Consider the following 17,934-nt stretch of genomic DNA (forward strand, 5'->3'; position numbering starts at 1 on the left):
GAGAATAGTCATGGCTTACAAAATTACTAGCCAATGTATTTCCTGCAATCTCTGTCAATCTGTATGTCCCACCGGAGCAATTAAAGTAGTTGACGGACAGCACTGGATTGACCCTGAACTTTGTACAAACTGCGTTGGTAGTATTCATACTGTGCCTCAGTGTAAAGCAGGTTGCCCCACTTGCAACGGTTGCGTCAAGCAGCCCAACGATTATTGGGAAGGTTGGTTTACTAATTACAATCGCTCTTTAGAGAAATTAACAAATAAACAAGATTATTGGGAGCGTTGGTTTGAAAGTTATTCGCAGAAATACTCAGAGCAGTTGCAAAAGCGTCAACGCCAAATAGTTTGAGCGGAAGCTTGATTACAGCTAAAAAGAAAAATCTTTTCCTCTTCCCTAATCAAAAACAATGCAAAACAACTGCATCTATCTCGATAATAATGCTACCACTAAGGTAGACCCAGCAGTTATAGAGTTGATGCTGCCTTACCTCACAGACTATTACGGCAATCCCTCCAGTATGCATACCTTTGGTGGGCAAGTCGGTAAGGCAGTAAAAACAGCTAGAGAACAAGTTGCTGCCCTATTGGGAGCCGATGAATCAGAAATTGTCTACACCAGTTGCGGTACTGAGGGAGATAACGCCGCGATTCGCGCCGCATTGTTGGCACAACCAGAGAAGCGACACATCGTCACCACGCAAGTTGAACACCCAGCGGTGCTAAATGTCTGCAAACAATTAGAAACCCAAGGTTACAGTGTTACCTATCTTTCGGTAAATAATCAAGGACAGTTGGATCTAGATGAACTAGAAGCCTCCCTGACTGGTAACACCGCCTTGGTAACAATTATGTATGCCAACAACGAAACCGGCACGGTGTTTCCAATTGAGCAGATTGGGTTGCGAGTCAAAGAATATGGTGCTATCTTCCATGTAGATGCAGTGCAAGCAGTGGGAAAAATCCCCCTGAATATGAAGACTAGCACTGTGGATATGTTGACGATATCTGGTCACAAAATCCACGCACCCAAAGGAATTGGTGTTTTGTATGTGCGACGCGGTGTAAGGTTCCGTCCCTTCCTGCTTGGTGGACACCAAGAACGTGGACGTCGGGCGGGAACAGAGAATGTCCCAGGAATAATTGCTTTAGGCAAAGCTGCGGAACTAGAACTGTTACATTTAGAAGAAGCAACAAAAAGAGAAATAAGGCTGCGCGATCGCCTTGAACAGACTTTACTTGCTAAAATTCCCGATTGTGTAGTTAATGGTGACCCTACGCAGAGATTACCAAACACCACCAATATCGGCTTCAAGTACATCGAAGGTGAAGCTATCCTGCTGTTATTAAACAAATACGGTATCTGTGCCTCATCTGGTTCTGCTTGCACTTCTGGCTCCTTGGAACCTTCCCATGTCCTGCGGGCAATGGGCTTACCCTACACAACTTTGCATGGTTCCATTCGCTTCAGCCTAAGTCGCTACACCACAGACGCCGAAATTGACCGAGTTATAGAAGTAATGCCCGAAATTGTAGAACGTTTACGCGCCCTCTCGCCATTCAAAAATGATGAAGCAGGTTGGCTGCAAGAACAAGAGCAAACACTAGCGCATCGTTAGGGATTGGGGACTGGTGACTGGTGACTAGGGATTAAAGTAATTTCAATATTCACTACTCTCCCACTCTCCCACTCTCCCACTCAGCACTCAGCACTCATCACTCAGAACTAAATATGTGGGACTACACCGATAAAGTATTAGAACTGTTTTACAATCCCCAAAATCAGGGAGTTATCGAAGAGAAGGACGAACTTGGAGTTAAAGTTGCAACAGGAGAAGTCGGTAGCATTGCTTGCGGTGATGCTCTAAGACTGCACCTCAAAGTTGAGGTAGAATCTGATAAGATTCTAGATGCACGTTTTCAAACCTTTGGCTGCACAAGTGCGATCGCTTCTTCTAGTGCGCTGACTGAGATGATCAAAGGTTTAACTTTAGATGAAGCTTTGAAAGTCTCTAATAAAGACATTGCAAATTACCTTGGTGGATTGCCAGAAGCCAAAATGCATTGCTCAGTCATGGGGCAAGAAGCGCTAGAAGCCGCTATTTATAATTATCGTGGCATTCCTCTAGCTGCCCATGATGACGATGATGAAGGCGCTCTAATTTGCAGTTGTTTTGGCATCAGCGAGTCGAAGATTCGCCGTGTAGTGTTAGAAAATAACCTCACTAATGCTGAAGATGTAACAAATTATGTCAAAGCTGGTGGCGGATGCGGTTCTTGTCTAGCGAATATTGATGATATTATCAAATCAGTGCAGCAAGAAGCCGCAGCACCTGCTCTCAACAATTATGGTGTGAAGATTGCCACAGATATCGTTAAATCTAAGCAGCAATCACAAAAAGTACTAACTAACGTGCAGAAAATTGCCTTGATTCAAAAAGTTCTGGATGAAGAAGTCAGACCCGTGCTGATTGCTGACGGGGGAGATGTGGAACTGTATGATGTGGAAGGCGATCGCGTTAAAGTTGTCCTTCAAGGTGCTTGCGGTTCTTGTTCTAGTAGTACAGCAACTCTGAAGATTGCGATCGAAGCCAGATTACAAGATCGTGTCAGCAAGAACCTTGTAGTCGAAGCAGTTTAGGATTTGCTGTAGGACTTAGGCACTCTACAAATACGCTCTAATATGCATCAGCAAGGAACACAAAGTAGGATTTGACTCAGATAATTCTCTTCTCATCAATGCTTCGTACCAATTCTGACTTTCCTAATTACGAATTACGAATTACGAATTACGAATTGGGATCATTCCTACTAACAACAGATAGCTCCATCATCTGTTATTGCTAACAGCATATAGGCAAAGAGATTAAGCGCCTACTTGCGAATTTCATCATCTAAATCGCTTCAAAGGAACAGGATATGACCACATTGTACGACAAACTTGGCGGACAACCAGCTATTGAGCAAATAGTAGATGAACTCCACAAACGCATTGCGACAGACAGCACCCTGAACCAATTTTTTGCTGGTACAGATATGGTCAAGCAGCGTAATCATCTAGTTGCTTTCTTATCTCAAATTTTTGAGGGGCCAAAGCAATACGCGGGTCGCCCAATGGACAAAACACACGCGGGAATGAATTTACAGCAACCACACTTCGATGCGATCGCTAAGCACCTGAGTGAAGCAATGGCTGTGCGTGGAGAGTCAGCAGAAGACACAAAAGCTGCACTAGAGCGCGTCTCTAATATGAAGGGCGCTATTTTAAACAAGTGATTGGGTAGGCGTCAAGCCCTATTTGGTCTTTCCAACTGAAACAGAGTATGACGTATTTGTAAATTGTCTAAGTTCTTAGTTATTAGTCAAGGCAAATGATTAATTACTAAAAGAGAAGTCTGATCGCCGATTTCCGGCGCTCAGAACTTCCAAGACAAAAAAGAAAAGAAAAAAGACAAACAGAAATTTAACTAGGAAACATATGTACTTGCTTTCAATAATTTTAGCTGTAGAGCGATCGCCTCCAGCGACGTTCTACATACCCTCACTGCTGTAGCTCAACAGGTGTGAGAACCGACAAACGCAAAATACCCACCAACCAATTGCAGGAAAACACGAACCATGACTGACGAGAACATTAGACAGATAGCTTTCTACGGTAAGGGCGGTATCGGTAAATCTACCACTTCCCAAAACACCTTAGCAGCTATGGCAGAAATGGGCCAACGCATCTTAATCGTTGGTTGCGACCCTAAAGCTGACTCCACACGTTTGATGCTGCATAGCAAGGCTCAAACAACCGTTCTTCACCTCGCCGCAGAACGTGGTGCAGTAGAAGATATCGAAATCGAAGAAGTAATGCTGACCGGTTTCCGGAACGTTCGTTGCGTTGAGTCTGGTGGGCCAGAACCCGGTGTAGGTTGCGCCGGTCGTGGTATCATCACCGCCATCAACTTCTTAGAAGAAAATGGTGCTTACCAAGACCTAGACTTCGTATCTTACGACGTATTGGGTGACGTTGTGTGCGGTGGTTTCGCTATGCCTATTCGTGAAGGTAAAGCACAAGAAATCTACATCGTGACATCAGGTGAAATGATGGCGATGTACGCTGCTAACAACATTGCTCGTGGTGTTCTCAAGTATGCTCACACCGGTGGTGTGCGTTTGGGTGGTTTGATTTGTAACAGCCGTAACACTGACCGGGAAATCGAACTGATCGAAACCTTGGCAAAACGGTTGAACACCCAAATGATTCACTATGTACCACGTGACAACATTGTTCAACACGCAGAATTGCGTCGGATGACTGTTAACGAGTACGCACCAGAAAGCAACCAAGCTAACGAATATCGGACATTAGCTACCAAGATCATCAACAACAAAAACCTGGCTATTCCTACACCTATCGAAATGGAAGAACTAGAAGAATTGTTGATTGAATTCGGTATTCTCGAAAGCGAGGAAAATGCTGCCAAGTTGGTTGGTAAGACAGCTACTGAAGCTCCTGTAGCATAAGTCGCCGCTAAGAAATCACACTTTAGCACAAGGAAAAAGGAAGAGTTCCATATCTTACCTTTGCTCCTATCCCTTGCATCTCCCCCCTAACCTTAGAGGGGACTCCTAGTCCCCTTATGCCCCGATCCTTACGAGTCACTGAGGCTAAGTATGACACCTCCAGAAAACCAAAACATCATCGAAGAAAGAAAAGAACTAATTAAAGAAGTTCTAGAAGCTTATCCTGAGAAAGCTAAGAAAAAGCGGGAAAAGCACTTAAATGTATACGAAGAAGGTAAAAGCGACTGCGGCGTTAAGTCTAACATCAAATCTCTTCCTGGTGTAATGACCGCTCGTGGTTGTGCTTACGCCGGTTCTAAAGGTGTGGTTTGGGGCCCTATTAAGGACATGATCCACATCAGCCACGGGCCTGTAGGTTGCGGTTACTGGTCTTGGTCTGGTCGTCGTAACTACTATATTGGTACTACAGGTGTTGACACCTTTGGTACAATGCACTTCACCTCTGACTTCCAAGAACGCGATATCGTTTTTGGTGGTGACAAGAAACTCGTCAAGCTGATCCAGGAACTTGATGTACTTTTCCCACTCAACCGTGGTGTCTCCATTCAATCTGAATGTCCCATCGGTCTAATTGGGGATGACATCGAAGCTGTTGCTCGTAAGACATCGAAAGAAATTGGCAAGCCAGTTGTACCTGTGCGTTGCGAAGGCTTCCGGGGTGTTTCCCAATCTTTGGGTCACCACATTGCTAATGACATGGTTCGTGACTGGGTATTCACCAGAGCTGACCAAGCCAAGAAAGACGGTACACTTCAGTTTGAAGGTACTCCTTATGACGTAGCGATTATTGGTGACTATAACATCGGTGGTGATGCTTGGGCGAGCCGCATCCTGTTAGAAGAAATCGGCTTGCGCGTAGTCGCTCAGTGGTCAGGTGATGGCACAATCAACGAAATGTTGATGACCCCCAATGTGAAGATGAACCTCATCCACTGCTACCGGTCGATGAACTACATCAGCCGTCACATGGAAGAAGCTTACGGTATACCCTGGTTGGAATACAACTTCTTCGGCCCCACCAAGATTGCTGAATCTTTACGGGAAATTGCTTCTAAGTTTGACGAGACAATCCAAGCAAACGCTGAGAAGGTCATCGCCAAGTATCAGCCAACAATGGATTCGATTCTTGAGAAGTATCGTCCACGTTTGGAAGGTAAGACTGTCGCCATCATGGTTGGTGGTCTACGTCCTCGCCACGTTGTCCCAGCTTTCCAAGACTTGGGTATGAAGATGGTTGGTACAGGTTATGAGTTCGCTCATAACGATGACTACAAACGTACTACTCACTACATCGAAAACGGAACCATCGTTTATGACGACGTTACCGCTTACGAATTCGAGGAATTTGTGAAGGCACTCAAGCCAGACTTAATTGCCTCTGGTGTGAAAGAGAAGTACGTCTTCCAAAAGATGGGTCTACCTTTCCGTCAAATGCACTCTTGGGATTACTCCGAACCTAGCGATCGCTCCTCAACATCATATAATGCAAGGTTTTTTAGCAGCGGCAGAAAAAAGAGCCTATTTCTAGCCTAAATGCAAGTTTTAGGGTTATCTGCGAAGTACCTGTTTTTATGCTTCAGACACTATAACTCTTATAGAGTCTAGCTTTTAGATTTTACTTGCATTTTGCTCAAATAAAAACTGTCAACTAAAAGACTATTTTAAATTACAATTTTTTAGATTAAATATAGCGTAACAGCTAAATTGAGCAACACCACATAAAGTTTGCATCCACCCCAGGAGCTTTTATCCATTTGATCCACAAAGTGTTAGCCTGCTAGACTGAAGTGATTGGATGCAAAAAAGATGGATAAATAACGTCTGGAGGTTGTTTTGAGTATTATACAAACTGCTACTGAAAAAATGCGATCGCTCCCGCCAGAGAAGCAACAAGAGGTCTTAAATTTTATTGAGTTTCTGCAAAGTCAGATAGCACAAAAAAATACAAATATCGAACAAATTGAGCCTATTTCATTTTTGGCAGCAGCTCAAAAATTTGCTGGTTGTGTTGATGGTGGCCCCGGTGATTTAGCGACTAACAAACAATATCTGGAAGGTTTAGGAACTGAATGAAGCAGCGAGTCATCATCGATACTGGCCCATTAGTAGCCTTTATTAATCGTAGAGAGCATCTTCATACTTGGGTAATTGATACCTTAGCTACAATTGAGCAGCCTTTACTCACTTGTGAGCCTGTGATTGTAGAGACTTGTTTTTTATTGCGAAATATCTACGGTGGTCAGGATACAGTGATGTCTTTACTGGACGAGGGAAAGATATTAATTTCGATGTGTTTGAGTGAAGAAGCGGCAATAATTAAAGAATTGCTACGACAATATCAGTCAGTTCCAATGTCATTAGCAGATGCGTGTTTGGTGAGAATGACACAACTATATCCTGAAAGTGAGTTGCTAACATTTGATAGCGATTTTAGAATTTATCGGAAGAATCGTAATCAGTTAATTTCTGTGATTATGCCAGAGGATTTGTAAGAACCGGGTTAAGCCAGGAGTAGTCTGGGTTAGCATTCATCTCGCGTATTAGGGGTCGTTATCCTGCACGACCTAATACAAACAATAACATTTCAAACAACTCGTTGGCATTATTTGTACATCCAATAGCACCGTGTCGGCGTGACTCTGCAACGTGTTCTGGATTTCTCGAACCAGCATAAATAATAAATGGAGTTTGATTACCGTTAGCTCGCAGCTTATCGAGGAGTGTATAACCGGCACGAGAATCAGGTGGTCGCCCCATATCGGAAATAATTGCGTCGAAACGTTGTAGAGAAATCTTTTTTAGCGCCTCATCTGTCGATGTTGCTAATACAAAACTAACTCCTAGTGCTTCAAGTGCTTGACGTTCATAAGTATTGTTATCGGGGTTATCATCCACCCAAAGGACTGTCGATCTACTTGCACGTCTTATGACGCGAGGCGTAACAACTTCAGCGACAATATCTGCGGCAATCATCGCTTCTTTCGCAATGCTCTCACGAGTCTTATCTTCATCAGGTTTAGACGCAGCAGCAGATAAAGCAGCAACAACTTCGGCTTGTTTTCTCTTTAAAGAAGCCTCAAACCCAGCCCCCTTAAGCGATAGTTCACCTAAGCTGGAGAAAAACTCACGCAAGTCCCGACCAAACCAGATCACGACAAATAAAAGTACTCCAGGGAAGATAAGCACATTGAGCAATTTTGTAATTGCATCGAGTAGTTTAACGATATCGTCGATACTCACTGTTTACCCAGCCAAAACGTCAAGTTTACTTTTACACCAAACACTAACACATAGCTTTGCAATATTGCCCGATTATAACTTGAGCAGTATAACTATTTGTTAGACTGAAACTTTACGTCTAGCTAGCCAGATTTTGGATAGTTATCTGGAATTTTTCCATATAATACCCAATATTAAAATACCATACAGAAATTTTCCGTCTAATTACCTAATTTGGGGTGGTTATCCAGAATTTTTTTGCATATTATTCTAATCAATGCCACATCTCTGACTGTATAAGAATTTTGTGTAAGTTGCGATCGTTACAACTCAACAAAACGCCACTGCATATTTAAAGATTATCTGTAAAATGCACAAGAAGTAAACCGTTTTAGCGATCGCCCTCACTCGACAATAAATTAGGCGATCGCATTAAACTATTACTACCTCAATTAACAATCTAGGTATTTTGCTAAAATCCCGATGATTGCGCGTTAACAAAATTAATTTGCGAGATAGTGCAATGCCTCCGGCAGGCTTCGCCAACGCTGCAATCCACGAATCCATTTTTGCAAGTTGAATACATTGAGTTTGTAATTGACTCTTGCCCCGTTTGTCGTTGGATGATGCTTAAATGATCTGTATCCGGCTTTGCGATCAGGGGCATGAAGCTTTCTCAGTTGAGAAAGAAGCACGAGGAATTGATGATAAATCAATTGGGATAATAATTGAGGTCAAGCAATTTCATTTAGATGAGGAATATGTTCATCTTCGTAGTTTTCAATTAAGACACCAATGACTTCCATTAGAGACGCAAGCGAATGGGTTTTGTCTTCACCAACTTGATCAATAAGATAATCTAGCATCTCAACCAATCGTTCATATTCCTCTTCAGTGTGAGGAACAAAGACATTTTTAGCAATAGATGTCCAAGCAGTAATGGTTTGAGCAATGTTAAAACTTTGCATTATTCTTGATCATATTCTGAGTGCGTTAATACAGCCCGGATGTAAACTTTTTGGCAATTGTAAGGTTTAGTCGAAGCAGACATTCGAGCTTGTCTTTTGTTTGCATCCTGGTCACTTATTCAATTTTCAGTGGCTTCTGTTTCAAACTGCACTTGACGGTACAAATCAGCGATCGCTATTTCTACATCCACTGATTCAAGTCGCAATATCTCGTCCAAATTATACTCAGATAGCACCCATTTCCCCTGTTCATTGCGCCGAAACACTTCTACACCCTGTTGAGCTACTTGTACTAAGACATATTCTTGCAAGGTTGGGGATTGGCGATATTTAGCAAACTTTTTTCCCCTATCGGCTGCTTCTGTTGAAGGTGATAGCACTTCGATAATTAAGCAGAGAAATTGTATTAATTGTGGATTATCATCGCGCTCGTCGCAAGTCACCACCACATCTGGATAAAAATACTTCTGCCCTGGTTCTACCTGCACTTTCACATCTACAATGTATACTTCACAGGAGCGATCTGCTAGAGTATCATCTAAGAGCTTAAAGAAATTTGCACAAACCCGGTTATGGTTGCGTGTACCACCACTCATCGCCACAACTTCGCCATCCCAATATTCGTAACGTTGCTCTTGGGTGGGTTCCCAAACTAGATATTCTTCTGCACTCATCAAAATGCGATCAGGTAACGCAACCATCGTTTAAGCGGGCAATGATTTCCTTTTCTAAGATAGCGAAAAAGGACGTTCTCTTTTTATCCAGCAGATTCTTTCTGGCGATCGCACTTACTAAAACTTTCTTCGCTGATTTTTGTAGTTCAATCTGGGAAAGCCAAACCAGTCATTGGATCACGGATATACAGCCCTAGTGTAAGGCTCCGCATCGCTTCATCCCAAACAGGTGTTAGCTGCTCTGCTTGATCTGCCCAATAATCGAATGTAATCAAGCATTGAACATTCGACCCCAAACCAATGCAAATCCGCGAAAAAGCTTCGCGTGGCTCTGTCTGGGTGTCAATAAATTTAATCTCTGTCCAGACAATTCTGGCGGTTTGGCGCTTGACGGTAAAGATTTCTCCCTTCTCAATCACGTCGCGCCCGTCGTCTTCTATGACTTTCTTCAAAGTGGGTTTTAGCGGAAACTGGCTCCAGTCATTGGGTGGTAGACGATTGAAAGATACTTCCAGACAACAATCATCGTCGGGTGGTTTTTTATCAACGAACTTGAACGATTTTTCTTGTGGCTCCAAAATCCAGCTTTGGGGAACATTGAAGCGAACAGCCCCCCGATCGCCTACAAAAATTTTGTAGCCTGATGGAGATTCCCAGCGATGATCAGGTTTTAGTTCAAGCGTTTTTTTAATCCACTGGAGATTGCTTTTCTTACGCTTTGCCATAGTATTGTTGCCTGCCAATCTGCTGAAGAGGGCGATCGCTTAGATTGAGTCATAGGCGATCGCCCACTTTGTTAATCGTATCAAATTGTTAGCGATCGGGTGTGTTGCGTTGCGCGAAACACACCGTCAACAATTAAAGCTAACTACTTTGACCTAACTCAAATAGACTTTTTCCATTGGCAAGGGGCAACACATAAGCAACCTCGCCTAGCTCGGCTCTATCTGTTCCAAAGAACGTGCCTCGATGTTCAGGAGTAATTAGCAACTGAGTTGTTTTTGGAGTTGATACTGAACTGATGTATATCTCGACATAACCTCGCAACTCAAAATTTGCTGCTTCTCGAAGTTCTTCATTAAGGGCATTTGGTTGCAGAATGAATAAGCCTGTGTCATTCCCATTTAGAGGAAATGTAAAGCGTGACTTTTTTATCTCTCCTATACCGTCAAAAACACTGCTGACAGGGCCATTTACACCAGTCGTATCCAAAACGGTGAGGATCTTGTCAGGCTCTAGTCCAGGTGTTCTAGTTGTAACAACAAGTGAGAGAAATACGAGTTCATTTGTGACATTAGCAATCGTAAGAAAATAACCTTGAAGTATATTTCTTGCTAGTGGGCTAAGTTCAGGTCTTGTATCTGTAATTCTCTTTGGAAGTTGAGGCTTAAGAAGAAGTTCAAACGTTGAGATAAAAGCCATTAGTTTTTCTCCTTTAGGGGGCTAATTATGAATATGCAAAGCCAAATAGACAGTACCCAAATGAGTACCTTTTTATCTATGTTTTTTGCATCAAGATTCTAAAAAATAAAGTCAACCTTGTTGTCACATAATACTGAACACCAAAAAATAATCTTGAAATACAGTCACTGAGATAACTTGGCAGGCTAACTATTCATTAAACAGAGAATTTCTGCCTAATTATGCAATTTTGGATAATTATCCATTTAATCCCCATATTTTGGCACTACAAAAGCCAATCGCAGGAATTATAGCAGTTTGCAACTAAGTGAGGTACAACGGCTAAGACTTAAAGCTAGAAATTACAGATATATAGTTGTATTCAGCGGCGGTGAGTAATCTTTGTCACAATAGTAGAGACTTTCGTCCATTCGCTGCAACACGTTATACCAAATCCCCTTGATTACTTAATAATTTGCCATTGCGAGTGAAACGACGCAATCGCAGGTTTTTGGGATTAGTTCTATAAGTTGTTTTGAAAAAGTTCTAGAACGCGTCGCCAGGCATCGGGAGCTGCTTCTTGATTGTAACTTGGGTGCTGAACTAAAAATGGGTATTTGTCTTTGAATAAGCCGGCAAAGAATCCGTGTCCTGCATTGTATCGAAATACACGATGATTTATTTGATGTTTTTTTAATTGTGCCTCAATTTGCTCATTTTCTTCCTGCGAAACGAATGCATCTTTTGTTCCAAAAAATGCATAAATAGTACCTTTAATTTCAGAGGTGCGATTAATAGTTGGAGTTTCTTCACCATAACTAGAAGTGGTAATTCCACCACCGTAGAATGAAGCTGTTGCTTTGATATCAGGTAACGTCGCAGCCATATAAGCAACATGACCGCCAAAACAGAAACCAATAGTACCAATTGCATCATCTTTGACATTGGGTAAAGCTTTGAGATAGGTAATGACAGCTTGAATATCACTAAATATTTCTTGATATTTTACTTGTTGATAATATCCCAAACCAAGTCGATAACTTTCTGGGCTATAACCAATATCTGCTGGACTATAATCAGCTGCAAAACCAGGAGCAATACGTTGATACAGCGCCGGGGCTATTACTACATAACCTTGTTTAGCTATTAGTTCGGTGATATCTCGAATATTGCTGTTGACTCCAAAAATTTCATGAAAAACTATAACAGCGCCAAATATTCCTGTAGTCGCTGGTTGAGCTAAGTAAGCATCAATTTCTAAGCCATTGTTAGGTACTTTAACTTTTGTAGTGTTAATTTCGATGTTTGCCATCTTTGTTTTGACTAATCTGAGTACCCTACTACTGTAAAAAAGGTGCTACTCAGGACTCTAGAAAAAAGTTGCGGGATTTTAGTAAATTATTGCGGGTTTGCAGCAATTGCTTCGGTGTAACGCCTTCAATGCGTTTAAAATATCGATTCAAGTGACTTTGATCGCAAAAACCTACTCTAGCAGCGATATCTGCAATGCTGAGTTCGCTGTGTTGCAACAGATATTTAGCTTTATCAATAGACTTGTCCGAAAATTCCAAAGCCAGACTGTTCAAAGCTTTGGGGCAAAACTTTGATATCTTCGTAAATACGTAATTATAAGGCTTTGAGATAGTTAGTGATAATTTAGAGGCATAAAAATTAACTCCTAATTTCTAAAAATTTATGATTTTTGCTACTAGCTAAGTTGGCAGAACTAAGCTACCAATTCTTAACCTAACTAATCCGCAAACTGTTAAAATAATCTGCTCATACGTCTCAAGCTTTAAGCGAAATCTTTGTGAGGCTATGCGGAATATTTTAAGTAATCGAATCAAATGTTCAATGAATATCCGATTACTAGATAAAGCCTTATTTTCATCTTTTTGCTGTTGAGTTAATTCTCGTTTTGGTTTCTTTTTATGAGGAGTAGTGATATTCTCACCTCCTTGAAAGCCTTTATCACCTGAAAAGGGTTGAGATTTATCAAATTTATTTTGAGATTGACGAAACAATTTTATATCTGCTGTTGGCCCAGGAACACCTACTTCTACCTCTACAATATCTTTGCCTTCTGGTATGCCAATTATCAGACTTTTTAATGTATGTTGTCTCTTCTTTCCAGAAAAATATTTCTGTTGCTCTTTTTGGTCAGAATCCCTATATATTGGCTGTTCTAAGCTATCGACTAATAGCCTAAAATTTGTTAATACTTCTTGAACAAATAGTAAATCACTTTCATTATTTGATACTTGTTCTAATAAACTAGCAGGTAATATATCACGAAGAATTGGTATCCAGTCGTGAAATGTATCATTAGCTTCGGTTTTGGAAACACCAAATAGCATTCCTAATACTTGGAATGTTGGCATCTGTCTTAGATAAAATAGACATAAACATACTTGTTCTTCGGTTGATAACTTTTCGGGACGACCACCACCAGCCGCATTAATTCTAATTTTATGACTCTCTTGTTTAGCTTTGATGTATCGATTTCGTTTTAAGGCGCAATTTAGCAGTGATTGCAATTGTTCGTAACTAATCCCTAAAATCTGTTTTGTTCGTAGTGGATACTTTTGTATATAATCTAAAATCATAACTAATTGTGGAAAATGGTAGACGCCCAATCTAACGTTTTACCATTTTTCTTTTCCTAAGTTAATATTTCGGACAAGTTTAATACGACATTGCAAAATGTATTGGTGAGGCGTTACACCCATACTTTGTTTGAACAGACGCAAAAAGTGATATTGGCTTATTTGGGCGATCGCCGCCAGGTCACTTAGTTTTAGGTTATGATGCAGATATTCCTTTATATACTCCGTCACCTGTTGCAACTTTAATTTAGATAAGCCATCTGCATAACTAGAAAGCTTAGGTTGCGTGGTGCAATAGTTTCTTAACAGGTGAATAGCTAATGTTGTTTTGAGACTATCAATTAGTAAATAGCCACCGATTTTGCCAAACTCTAATTCTGCTTGCAAAGCAGAGATGATACCTTGGATCAATACATCTTGCCCAGTCATAAAATGGGGGATGAGTTCAATGCGATCGCCATCAACAAAATCCTGACCAACTTGTTTGAGGAGTGTTGGTTCAATTGCTAAAACCATAAACTGGACTGAAGTATTCCAATTACAGCGATGGGAAATACCCGCAGGGATAATTGCAATGTCTCCATGATTGCGCGTCTCTCTTATAAGCTTTCCATCTAACCATCGTTCTCCTGATAAATCAGAATTTGATAAGCCGGAAACCCCTTGAGCAATGACGTGCATTGTATGTTGATGTTCAGCTATATCAAATTTTGGCTGTTGATGCAATTCCAGATAAATACTGTCCCATCCTGAACTGGAGAGAACAGCAGGTTTAGGCACAAACGGATCAGATGCATTCTCACGACGGTAATCAATAAGTTTGATTGTTTGCCCTGGCGTACTCATCTTCTGCATCAAAAAATTGGGGATTACTCTATTCTGACTTCTAGTAGGGTGTGTTGTCGCGAAGCGCAACGCACCTTTAATGATGCCTTAGACTTGGCGTGTGCGTAACAGTTCAGCATACGCTGTCGCTGTATCTTTCATATATTGGTACTCTTCTCTAATTCTTTTATACTGATTATCAATAGCAAAGCCGTCATCAGGAAGCAAATTCGGGTCATATCCTGCAACTTGTCTGCCAATCAAAACTTCTCTAATAAAACCAATGTACACTTGCTGTAATTCTTCAGCTTTATCTAACAAGTTTTCAATTTGAAATAATGCTCTTTTGTAAATTCCCTGTTGACTTGCATAAAATTCTGATGTAGCTACTAAATCAAGCAATTCATTGATTTTGTGCCATTGCTTTCTTAAATTTAAAATCTCTGGCTCAATAAATTGAATATGCTCTTTCATTAAGAAAGCTAATTGTTGGGCTACTTGGAGGTTTACTCTACTTTGCGAATTTATGTTTTCTAAAGTTGGAATACGGATAGATCGAAGATTATGCCAAGAATAAATGTACTCAATGCCTTCTTGTGTCAGCTTAGGAAAAATAACTCGGATTCTTCGCTTTTCATTAACCTCATAAAAGATTCCTAATTTACCTAAAGGTAAATTGGGATAACGAATGTCTGCTCCCTCAACTTCCACCACCAAGTTATTTTTGATTCGCTTTATCTTTTGATTGTAAGTAGGTAGGTGCCAAAAAAGTCAGCTATGTTAAGATATGTAAAGACTGATAATGCATCTACAAGGTAGTTGGTGTATGGGTGCGCGTTTAAGGGTATTTCTGACTCCTGAGCAAGACCAAACTTTACTAAATCTGAGAAAACAGGATGTACCACAGAAAGTCAAAGACAGGGCGGAAATAATCAGGCTAAATGCACATGGTTGGTATGTAGAGAAGATAGCAGATCACTTTGATTGTCACAAAAAAACAGTCACAAAAGTTTTGCATCAATGGCAAAAACTGGGCACAGAAGGGCTTTGGGAATCTCCTGGGCGAGGGGGGAAACCAAAGTGGCTTGAGGATGACATGATATTTTTAGAAGAATGCCTCAGAAACGAGCCACGCACATACAATAGTTCTCAGTTAGCTTTGAAGTTGAAAACAGAACGCAACGTTGAGATGAGTGCCGACAGATTAAGACGGGTACTCAAAAAAAGGGGGTCGATTGGAAACGGACAAGGAAAAGCCATAAAGGAAAACAAGACCCAGTAGCACGAGCAAACAAGCAAGCAGACCTAGACATGTTGGAATTAGCTGCTGCCACTGGTGAAATAGACCTGAAATACCTAGACGAGTCAGGGTTCTGTATGTGGAGCGAACCTAGTTATACATATTACTTTAGAGGTGAGCAAAAACGGTTAGAACAGACTAAACGCCGTGGTCGCAGATTAAGTATTATCGGGCTTCTCCAACCTTTAATCAGTTTTGTTTACGGTTTAGTTATCGGTGGTGTTGACCGTAAATCTTATATAGAAATGATGGAGAAAGAAGCCAAACAAGCCCAAGAAACTGGACGTATCAGCGTGATTGTGCAAGATAACGGGCCAATACATCGCTGCCAAGAAGTTCAACAATTGTGGAAAAAATGGGAAAGTCAGGGTTTGTACATCTTTTTTCTCCCGAAATATTGCTCAGAAATGAATCCAATTGAATTGGAATGGCAACATCTCAAGAAAGATGAGTTATCCGGGCAAGCATTTGATGATGAGCTAGATCTCGCTTACGCCGTCATCAATGGTGTTCAAGCTAGAGGAAAAAAAAACAATCACAACACACATCGTGTAAAATTTAGCTCTAGATTATCAACTTAAGATTTTGTTACATAGTAGAAAATTTCGGTGCCTACCTACTTAATAGAAGATAAAGCAAGATCCGCCAAGGATTATGAGAAGGATTATAGCGATGCTTGTAATCATTAGAGCCAGTTTTGCGCTTTTTATAATTATTGTAGAAACATTAGCTACCTCTCAAGTATCTCAATTTTGACATGATAGTGCGTTACCCTTGGCGACGATGCATCCTACAGGAAGGATGCGATCGCATGAAGGCTAAACACAATCAAATTTTGTTAAGCTCAAATAACTGCTGCTTGTTTTGACAATCATTCCGCAGACTTAACCGTTTGGTTTACTACTGCGCGTGGCTTCTTGCGGTCTGATTTGCGGGTTCCCCCAGCCATCTCATATTCATCACTATTTTTGCCAAGCACCGCACCACATCAATATATAGGTGTCCCAACCTGATAATCAAATCTGTGACACAATAATTTTATTGTCTCATAGTTAATGCGATCGCCTACAGCCTATGATTTCTACCATCAAGCGCCGCTACAGTTTGGATGAATATCGGGCGCTCGAAGAAAAAGCAGAAGGACGCAGCGAATATCGAGATGGAGAAATTGTACCCATACCTGGAGGAACGCTCAAACATAGCCGCATCGGTGGGAATATTTTGACCTATTTTACCTCTGTGCTGCGCGATACTCAATTCGAGCCAATTAACAGCGATTTACGGCTATGAATTCCTGAATATAAACGCGGAGTATATCCAGACGTGATGGTTTTTGACGGCGAACCGCAACTAAATGGCGAACGTTTAGATGAAGTCTTAAATCCTACACTGATTGTTGAAGTTTTATCTCCTTCCACCGCAGATTACGACCTACAAAATAAATTTCGGATGTATCGTTCAATTCCGAATTTTAGTGAATATTTACTAGTCGAGCAAGACGAACCTTTTGTGGAACGCTACAGTAAGCAAGCTCAAGGTTGGTTGCTCAGTGATTTTAGCGGCTTAGAGCTATCTATTTCCTTAGATTCAGTTGGGGTTGAATTACCGATGGCGGAAATTTATCGCGGTGTTGTTTTTAAGTAAATGAATGGACGTTACAGAGATGCGATACCTACGGTAAGCTACGCTAACGCCCAATAATACAATGAAGGTGCATTGTGCTTCGCGACAAGACAGGCTAGATTGGGGATGCGATCGCTATTGCATTTATTTTTAATTTATTGTCACTGTTTCACTAAAGCAACCAAGCAAACAAATCCTTAATAGTGAGCTGAACCTCACTCGCAAATGATGGTACAGGTAGAAGTGCCTCTGGCTCATCAAATACTTCGGTTTCTTGCTTGGGACAATAAACAAATACTGTTTGCTCATCCGGGTCGATTAACCAACCCATTTGAGTCCCATGCTTCAGACAATAAAGAATATTTTTCGTCACTTTTGTCTGGCTTTGATCAGGAGATAAAATTTCAATTGTCCAGTCTGGAGCAGTAGAAAAGGTATTAGCGATTTCCCCATTCTCATCACGGGAAATCCGGGTCAAAATAAAAACCGCGATGTCAGGTACAGTTGAACGACCACCGAAAGTACAGCGCAACTCTGGAAAGGCACGAGCAATGCGCTTAGGCTTGACTACACCATTGATAGCAGGTACAAATTCTCCTTGAATTGCGCTATGTTTTCCTTGTGGCATAGGTTTCTGGATAATTTGACCATCAATGTATTCGTTAGCAGGTTTCGTTTCTGGTAATTTGAGAAACTCCTCTAAAGTTATAGGTTTAGATGGGGTTTGTACCATTAGAACTTCTTTT

The 17,934-nt window shown here is 41.2% G+C and carries 20 protein-coding genes and 2 pseudogenes; 10 read left to right on the plus strand and 12 right to left on the minus strand.

What is annotated here, in order from left to right:
* The first annotated feature begins 10 nt into the window (after positions 1-10).
* The 8 genes from WKK05_RS21915 (at position 11) to WKK05_RS21950 (ending at position 7,064) form a co-directional block, all read left to right on the plus strand.
* Positions 11-352: a 4Fe-4S binding protein gene (locus tag WKK05_RS21915; protein ID WP_341525192.1), complete on the plus strand. Its 342-nt coding sequence runs from the start codon at positions 11-13 to the stop codon at positions 350-352.
* 58 nt (positions 353-410) lie between these two features.
* On the plus strand, positions 411-1,619 hold the full coding sequence (gene nifS, locus WKK05_RS21920; protein ID WP_341525193.1) for a cysteine desulfurase NifS: 1,209 nt from the start codon (positions 411-413) through the stop codon (positions 1,617-1,619).
* A 113-nt stretch (positions 1,620-1,732) separates the two neighbouring features.
* Positions 1,733-2,641, plus strand: a complete 909-nt coding sequence (nifU, locus tag WKK05_RS21925) for a Fe-S cluster assembly protein NifU (RefSeq protein WP_341525194.1) — start codon at positions 1,733-1,735, stop codon at positions 2,639-2,641.
* Positions 2,642-2,919: 278 nt separating this feature from the next.
* Complete coding sequence (locus WKK05_RS21930; RefSeq protein ID WP_341525195.1) at positions 2,920-3,276, plus strand: group 1 truncated hemoglobin; 357 nt, start codon at positions 2,920-2,922, stop codon at positions 3,274-3,276.
* Positions 3,277-3,618: 342 nt separating this feature from the next.
* Complete coding sequence (gene nifH / locus WKK05_RS21935; RefSeq protein ID WP_341525196.1) at positions 3,619-4,512, plus strand: nitrogenase iron protein; 894 nt, start codon at positions 3,619-3,621, stop codon at positions 4,510-4,512.
* 150 nt (positions 4,513-4,662) lie between these two features.
* Positions 4,663-6,105: a nitrogenase molybdenum-iron protein alpha chain gene (nifD, locus tag WKK05_RS21940; protein ID WP_341525197.1), complete on the plus strand. Its 1,443-nt coding sequence runs from the start codon at positions 4,663-4,665 to the stop codon at positions 6,103-6,105.
* 300 nt (positions 6,106-6,405) lie between these two features.
* Positions 6,406-6,645, plus strand: a complete 240-nt coding sequence (locus WKK05_RS21945) for a DUF2281 domain-containing protein (protein WP_341525198.1) — start codon at positions 6,406-6,408, stop codon at positions 6,643-6,645.
* Positions 6,642-7,064, plus strand: a complete 423-nt coding sequence (locus tag WKK05_RS21950) for a PIN domain-containing protein (RefSeq protein WP_341525199.1) — start codon at positions 6,642-6,644, stop codon at positions 7,062-7,064. The genes WKK05_RS21945 and WKK05_RS21950 overlap by 4 nt, the downstream gene beginning before the upstream one ends.
* Positions 7,065-7,122: 58 nt before the next feature.
* On the opposite strand, the gene WKK05_RS21955 is transcribed toward WKK05_RS21950, so the two are convergent.
* The 11 genes and pseudogenes from WKK05_RS21955 to WKK05_RS22005 all read right to left on the minus strand — a co-directional run bounded on the left by WKK05_RS21955 (position 7,123) and on the right by WKK05_RS22005 (position 14,979).
* Positions 7,123-7,812 carry a response regulator gene (locus tag WKK05_RS21955; RefSeq protein WP_341525200.1) on the minus strand — a complete coding sequence of 230 codons (690 nt, stop codon included), beginning with the start codon at positions 7,810-7,812 and terminating at the stop codon, positions 7,123-7,125.
* 482 nt (positions 7,813-8,294) lie between these two features.
* Positions 8,295-8,486, minus strand: coding sequence for a hypothetical protein (locus tag WKK05_RS21960; RefSeq protein ID WP_341525201.1), 192 nt, complete (start codon positions 8,484-8,486; stop codon positions 8,295-8,297).
* A 39-nt stretch (positions 8,487-8,525) separates the two neighbouring features.
* The gene (locus WKK05_RS21965; protein WP_341525202.1) at positions 8,526-8,759 is read right to left on the minus strand and encodes a hypothetical protein; all 234 of its coding nucleotides are present in this window, start codon (positions 8,757-8,759) and stop codon (positions 8,526-8,528) included.
* Positions 8,760-8,878: 119 nt separating this feature from the next.
* Positions 8,879-9,460, minus strand: coding sequence for a Uma2 family endonuclease (locus WKK05_RS21970; protein WP_341525203.1), 582 nt, complete (start codon positions 9,458-9,460; stop codon positions 8,879-8,881).
* 119 nt (positions 9,461-9,579) lie between these two features.
* Entirely contained in the window at positions 9,580-10,158 is a 579-nt protein-coding gene (locus WKK05_RS21975; protein WP_341525204.1) for a hypothetical protein, read from the minus strand.
* Positions 10,159-10,297: 139 nt separating this feature from the next.
* Positions 10,298-10,855 (minus strand): hypothetical protein, encoded by a 558-nt coding sequence (locus WKK05_RS21980; protein ID WP_341525205.1) that lies wholly within the window; start codon positions 10,853-10,855, stop codon positions 10,298-10,300.
* Positions 10,856-11,357: 502 nt separating this feature from the next.
* The gene (locus WKK05_RS21985) at positions 11,358-12,146 is read right to left on the minus strand and encodes a dienelactone hydrolase family protein (RefSeq protein ID WP_341525206.1); all 789 of its coding nucleotides are present in this window, start codon (positions 12,144-12,146) and stop codon (positions 11,358-11,360) included.
* A gap of 49 nt (positions 12,147-12,195) precedes the next feature.
* Positions 12,196-12,384: pseudogene (locus tag WKK05_RS21990) on the minus strand (helix-turn-helix domain-containing protein); the annotation flags it as partial.
* Positions 12,385-12,546: 162 nt separating this feature from the next.
* Positions 12,547-13,440: a transposase family protein gene (locus WKK05_RS21995; RefSeq protein WP_341525207.1), complete on the minus strand. Its 894-nt coding sequence runs from the start codon at positions 13,438-13,440 to the stop codon at positions 12,547-12,549.
* A 39-nt stretch (positions 13,441-13,479) separates the two neighbouring features.
* Positions 13,480-14,286, minus strand: a complete 807-nt coding sequence (locus tag WKK05_RS22000) for an AraC family transcriptional regulator (RefSeq protein WP_341525208.1) — start codon at positions 14,284-14,286, stop codon at positions 13,480-13,482.
* An 87-nt stretch (positions 14,287-14,373) separates the two neighbouring features.
* Complete coding sequence (locus tag WKK05_RS22005) at positions 14,374-14,979, minus strand: hypothetical protein (RefSeq protein WP_341525209.1); 606 nt, start codon at positions 14,977-14,979, stop codon at positions 14,374-14,376.
* Between the two features lie 112 nt (positions 14,980-15,091).
* Between WKK05_RS22005 and WKK05_RS22010 the strand changes: the two genes are divergently transcribed.
* Both WKK05_RS22010 and WKK05_RS22015 read left to right on the plus strand, forming a co-directional pair.
* A protein-coding gene (locus WKK05_RS22010; RefSeq protein WP_341525019.1) for an IS630 family transposase occupies positions 15,092-16,146 on the plus strand; the annotation gives its coding sequence in 2 pieces (ribosomal slippage) (positions 15,092-15,484 and positions 15,487-16,146; 1,053 coding nt in all).
* Between the two features lie 493 nt (positions 16,147-16,639).
* Positions 16,640-17,209: pseudogene (locus WKK05_RS22015) on the plus strand (Uma2 family endonuclease).
* A gap of 151 nt (positions 17,210-17,360) precedes the next feature.
* Here the strand turns inward: WKK05_RS22015 and WKK05_RS22020 are convergent.
* Positions 17,361-17,921: a Uma2 family endonuclease gene (locus WKK05_RS22020; RefSeq protein WP_341525210.1), complete on the minus strand. Its 561-nt coding sequence runs from the start codon at positions 17,919-17,921 to the stop codon at positions 17,361-17,363.
* Positions 17,922-17,934 lie beyond the last annotated feature (13 nt).

The sequence above is a fragment of the Nostoc sp. UHCC 0302 genome, from assembly GCF_038096175.1.
GTDB lineage: Bacteria > Cyanobacteriota > Cyanobacteriia > Cyanobacteriales > Nostocaceae > UHCC-0302.

Coding starts and splice junctions, on each gene's coding strand:
- WKK05_RS22000 (WP_341525208.1), bottom strand. CDS start 14,286: ATGAGTACGCCAGGGCAAACAATCAAACTTATTGATTACCGTCGTGAG.
- WKK05_RS21930 (WP_341525195.1), top strand. CDS start 2,920: ATGACCACATTGTACGACAAACTTGGCGGACAACCAGCTATTGAGCAA.
- WKK05_RS21965 (WP_341525202.1), bottom strand. CDS start 8,759: ATGCAAAGTTTTAACATTGCTCAAACCATTACTGCTTGGACATCTATT.
- WKK05_RS21980 (WP_341525205.1), bottom strand. CDS start 10,855: ATGGCTTTTATCTCAACGTTTGAACTTCTTCTTAAGCCTCAACTTCCA.
- WKK05_RS22020 (WP_341525210.1), bottom strand. CDS start 17,921: ATGGTACAAACCCCATCTAAACCTATAACTTTAGAGGAGTTTCTCAAA.
- nifU (WP_341525194.1), top strand. CDS start 1,733: ATGTGGGACTACACCGATAAAGTATTAGAACTGTTTTACAATCCCCAA.
- nifD (WP_341525197.1), top strand. CDS start 4,663: ATGACACCTCCAGAAAACCAAAACATCATCGAAGAAAGAAAAGAACTA.
- WKK05_RS21915 (WP_341525192.1), top strand. CDS start 11: ATGGCTTACAAAATTACTAGCCAATGTATTTCCTGCAATCTCTGTCAA.
- WKK05_RS21975 (WP_341525204.1), bottom strand. CDS start 10,158: ATGGCAAAGCGTAAGAAAAGCAATCTCCAGTGGATTAAAAAAACGCTT.
- WKK05_RS21985 (WP_341525206.1), bottom strand. CDS start 12,146: ATGGCAAACATCGAAATTAACACTACAAAAGTTAAAGTACCTAACAAT.
- WKK05_RS21970 (WP_341525203.1), bottom strand. CDS start 9,460: ATGGTTGCGTTACCTGATCGCATTTTGATGAGTGCAGAAGAATATCTA.
- nifH (WP_341525196.1), top strand. CDS start 3,619: ATGACTGACGAGAACATTAGACAGATAGCTTTCTACGGTAAGGGCGGT.
- WKK05_RS21950 (WP_341525199.1), top strand. CDS start 6,642: ATGAAGCAGCGAGTCATCATCGATACTGGCCCATTAGTAGCCTTTATT.
- nifS (WP_341525193.1), top strand. CDS start 411: ATGCAAAACAACTGCATCTATCTCGATAATAATGCTACCACTAAGGTA.
- WKK05_RS21995 (WP_341525207.1), bottom strand. CDS start 13,440: ATGATTTTAGATTATATACAAAAGTATCCACTACGAACAAAACAGATT.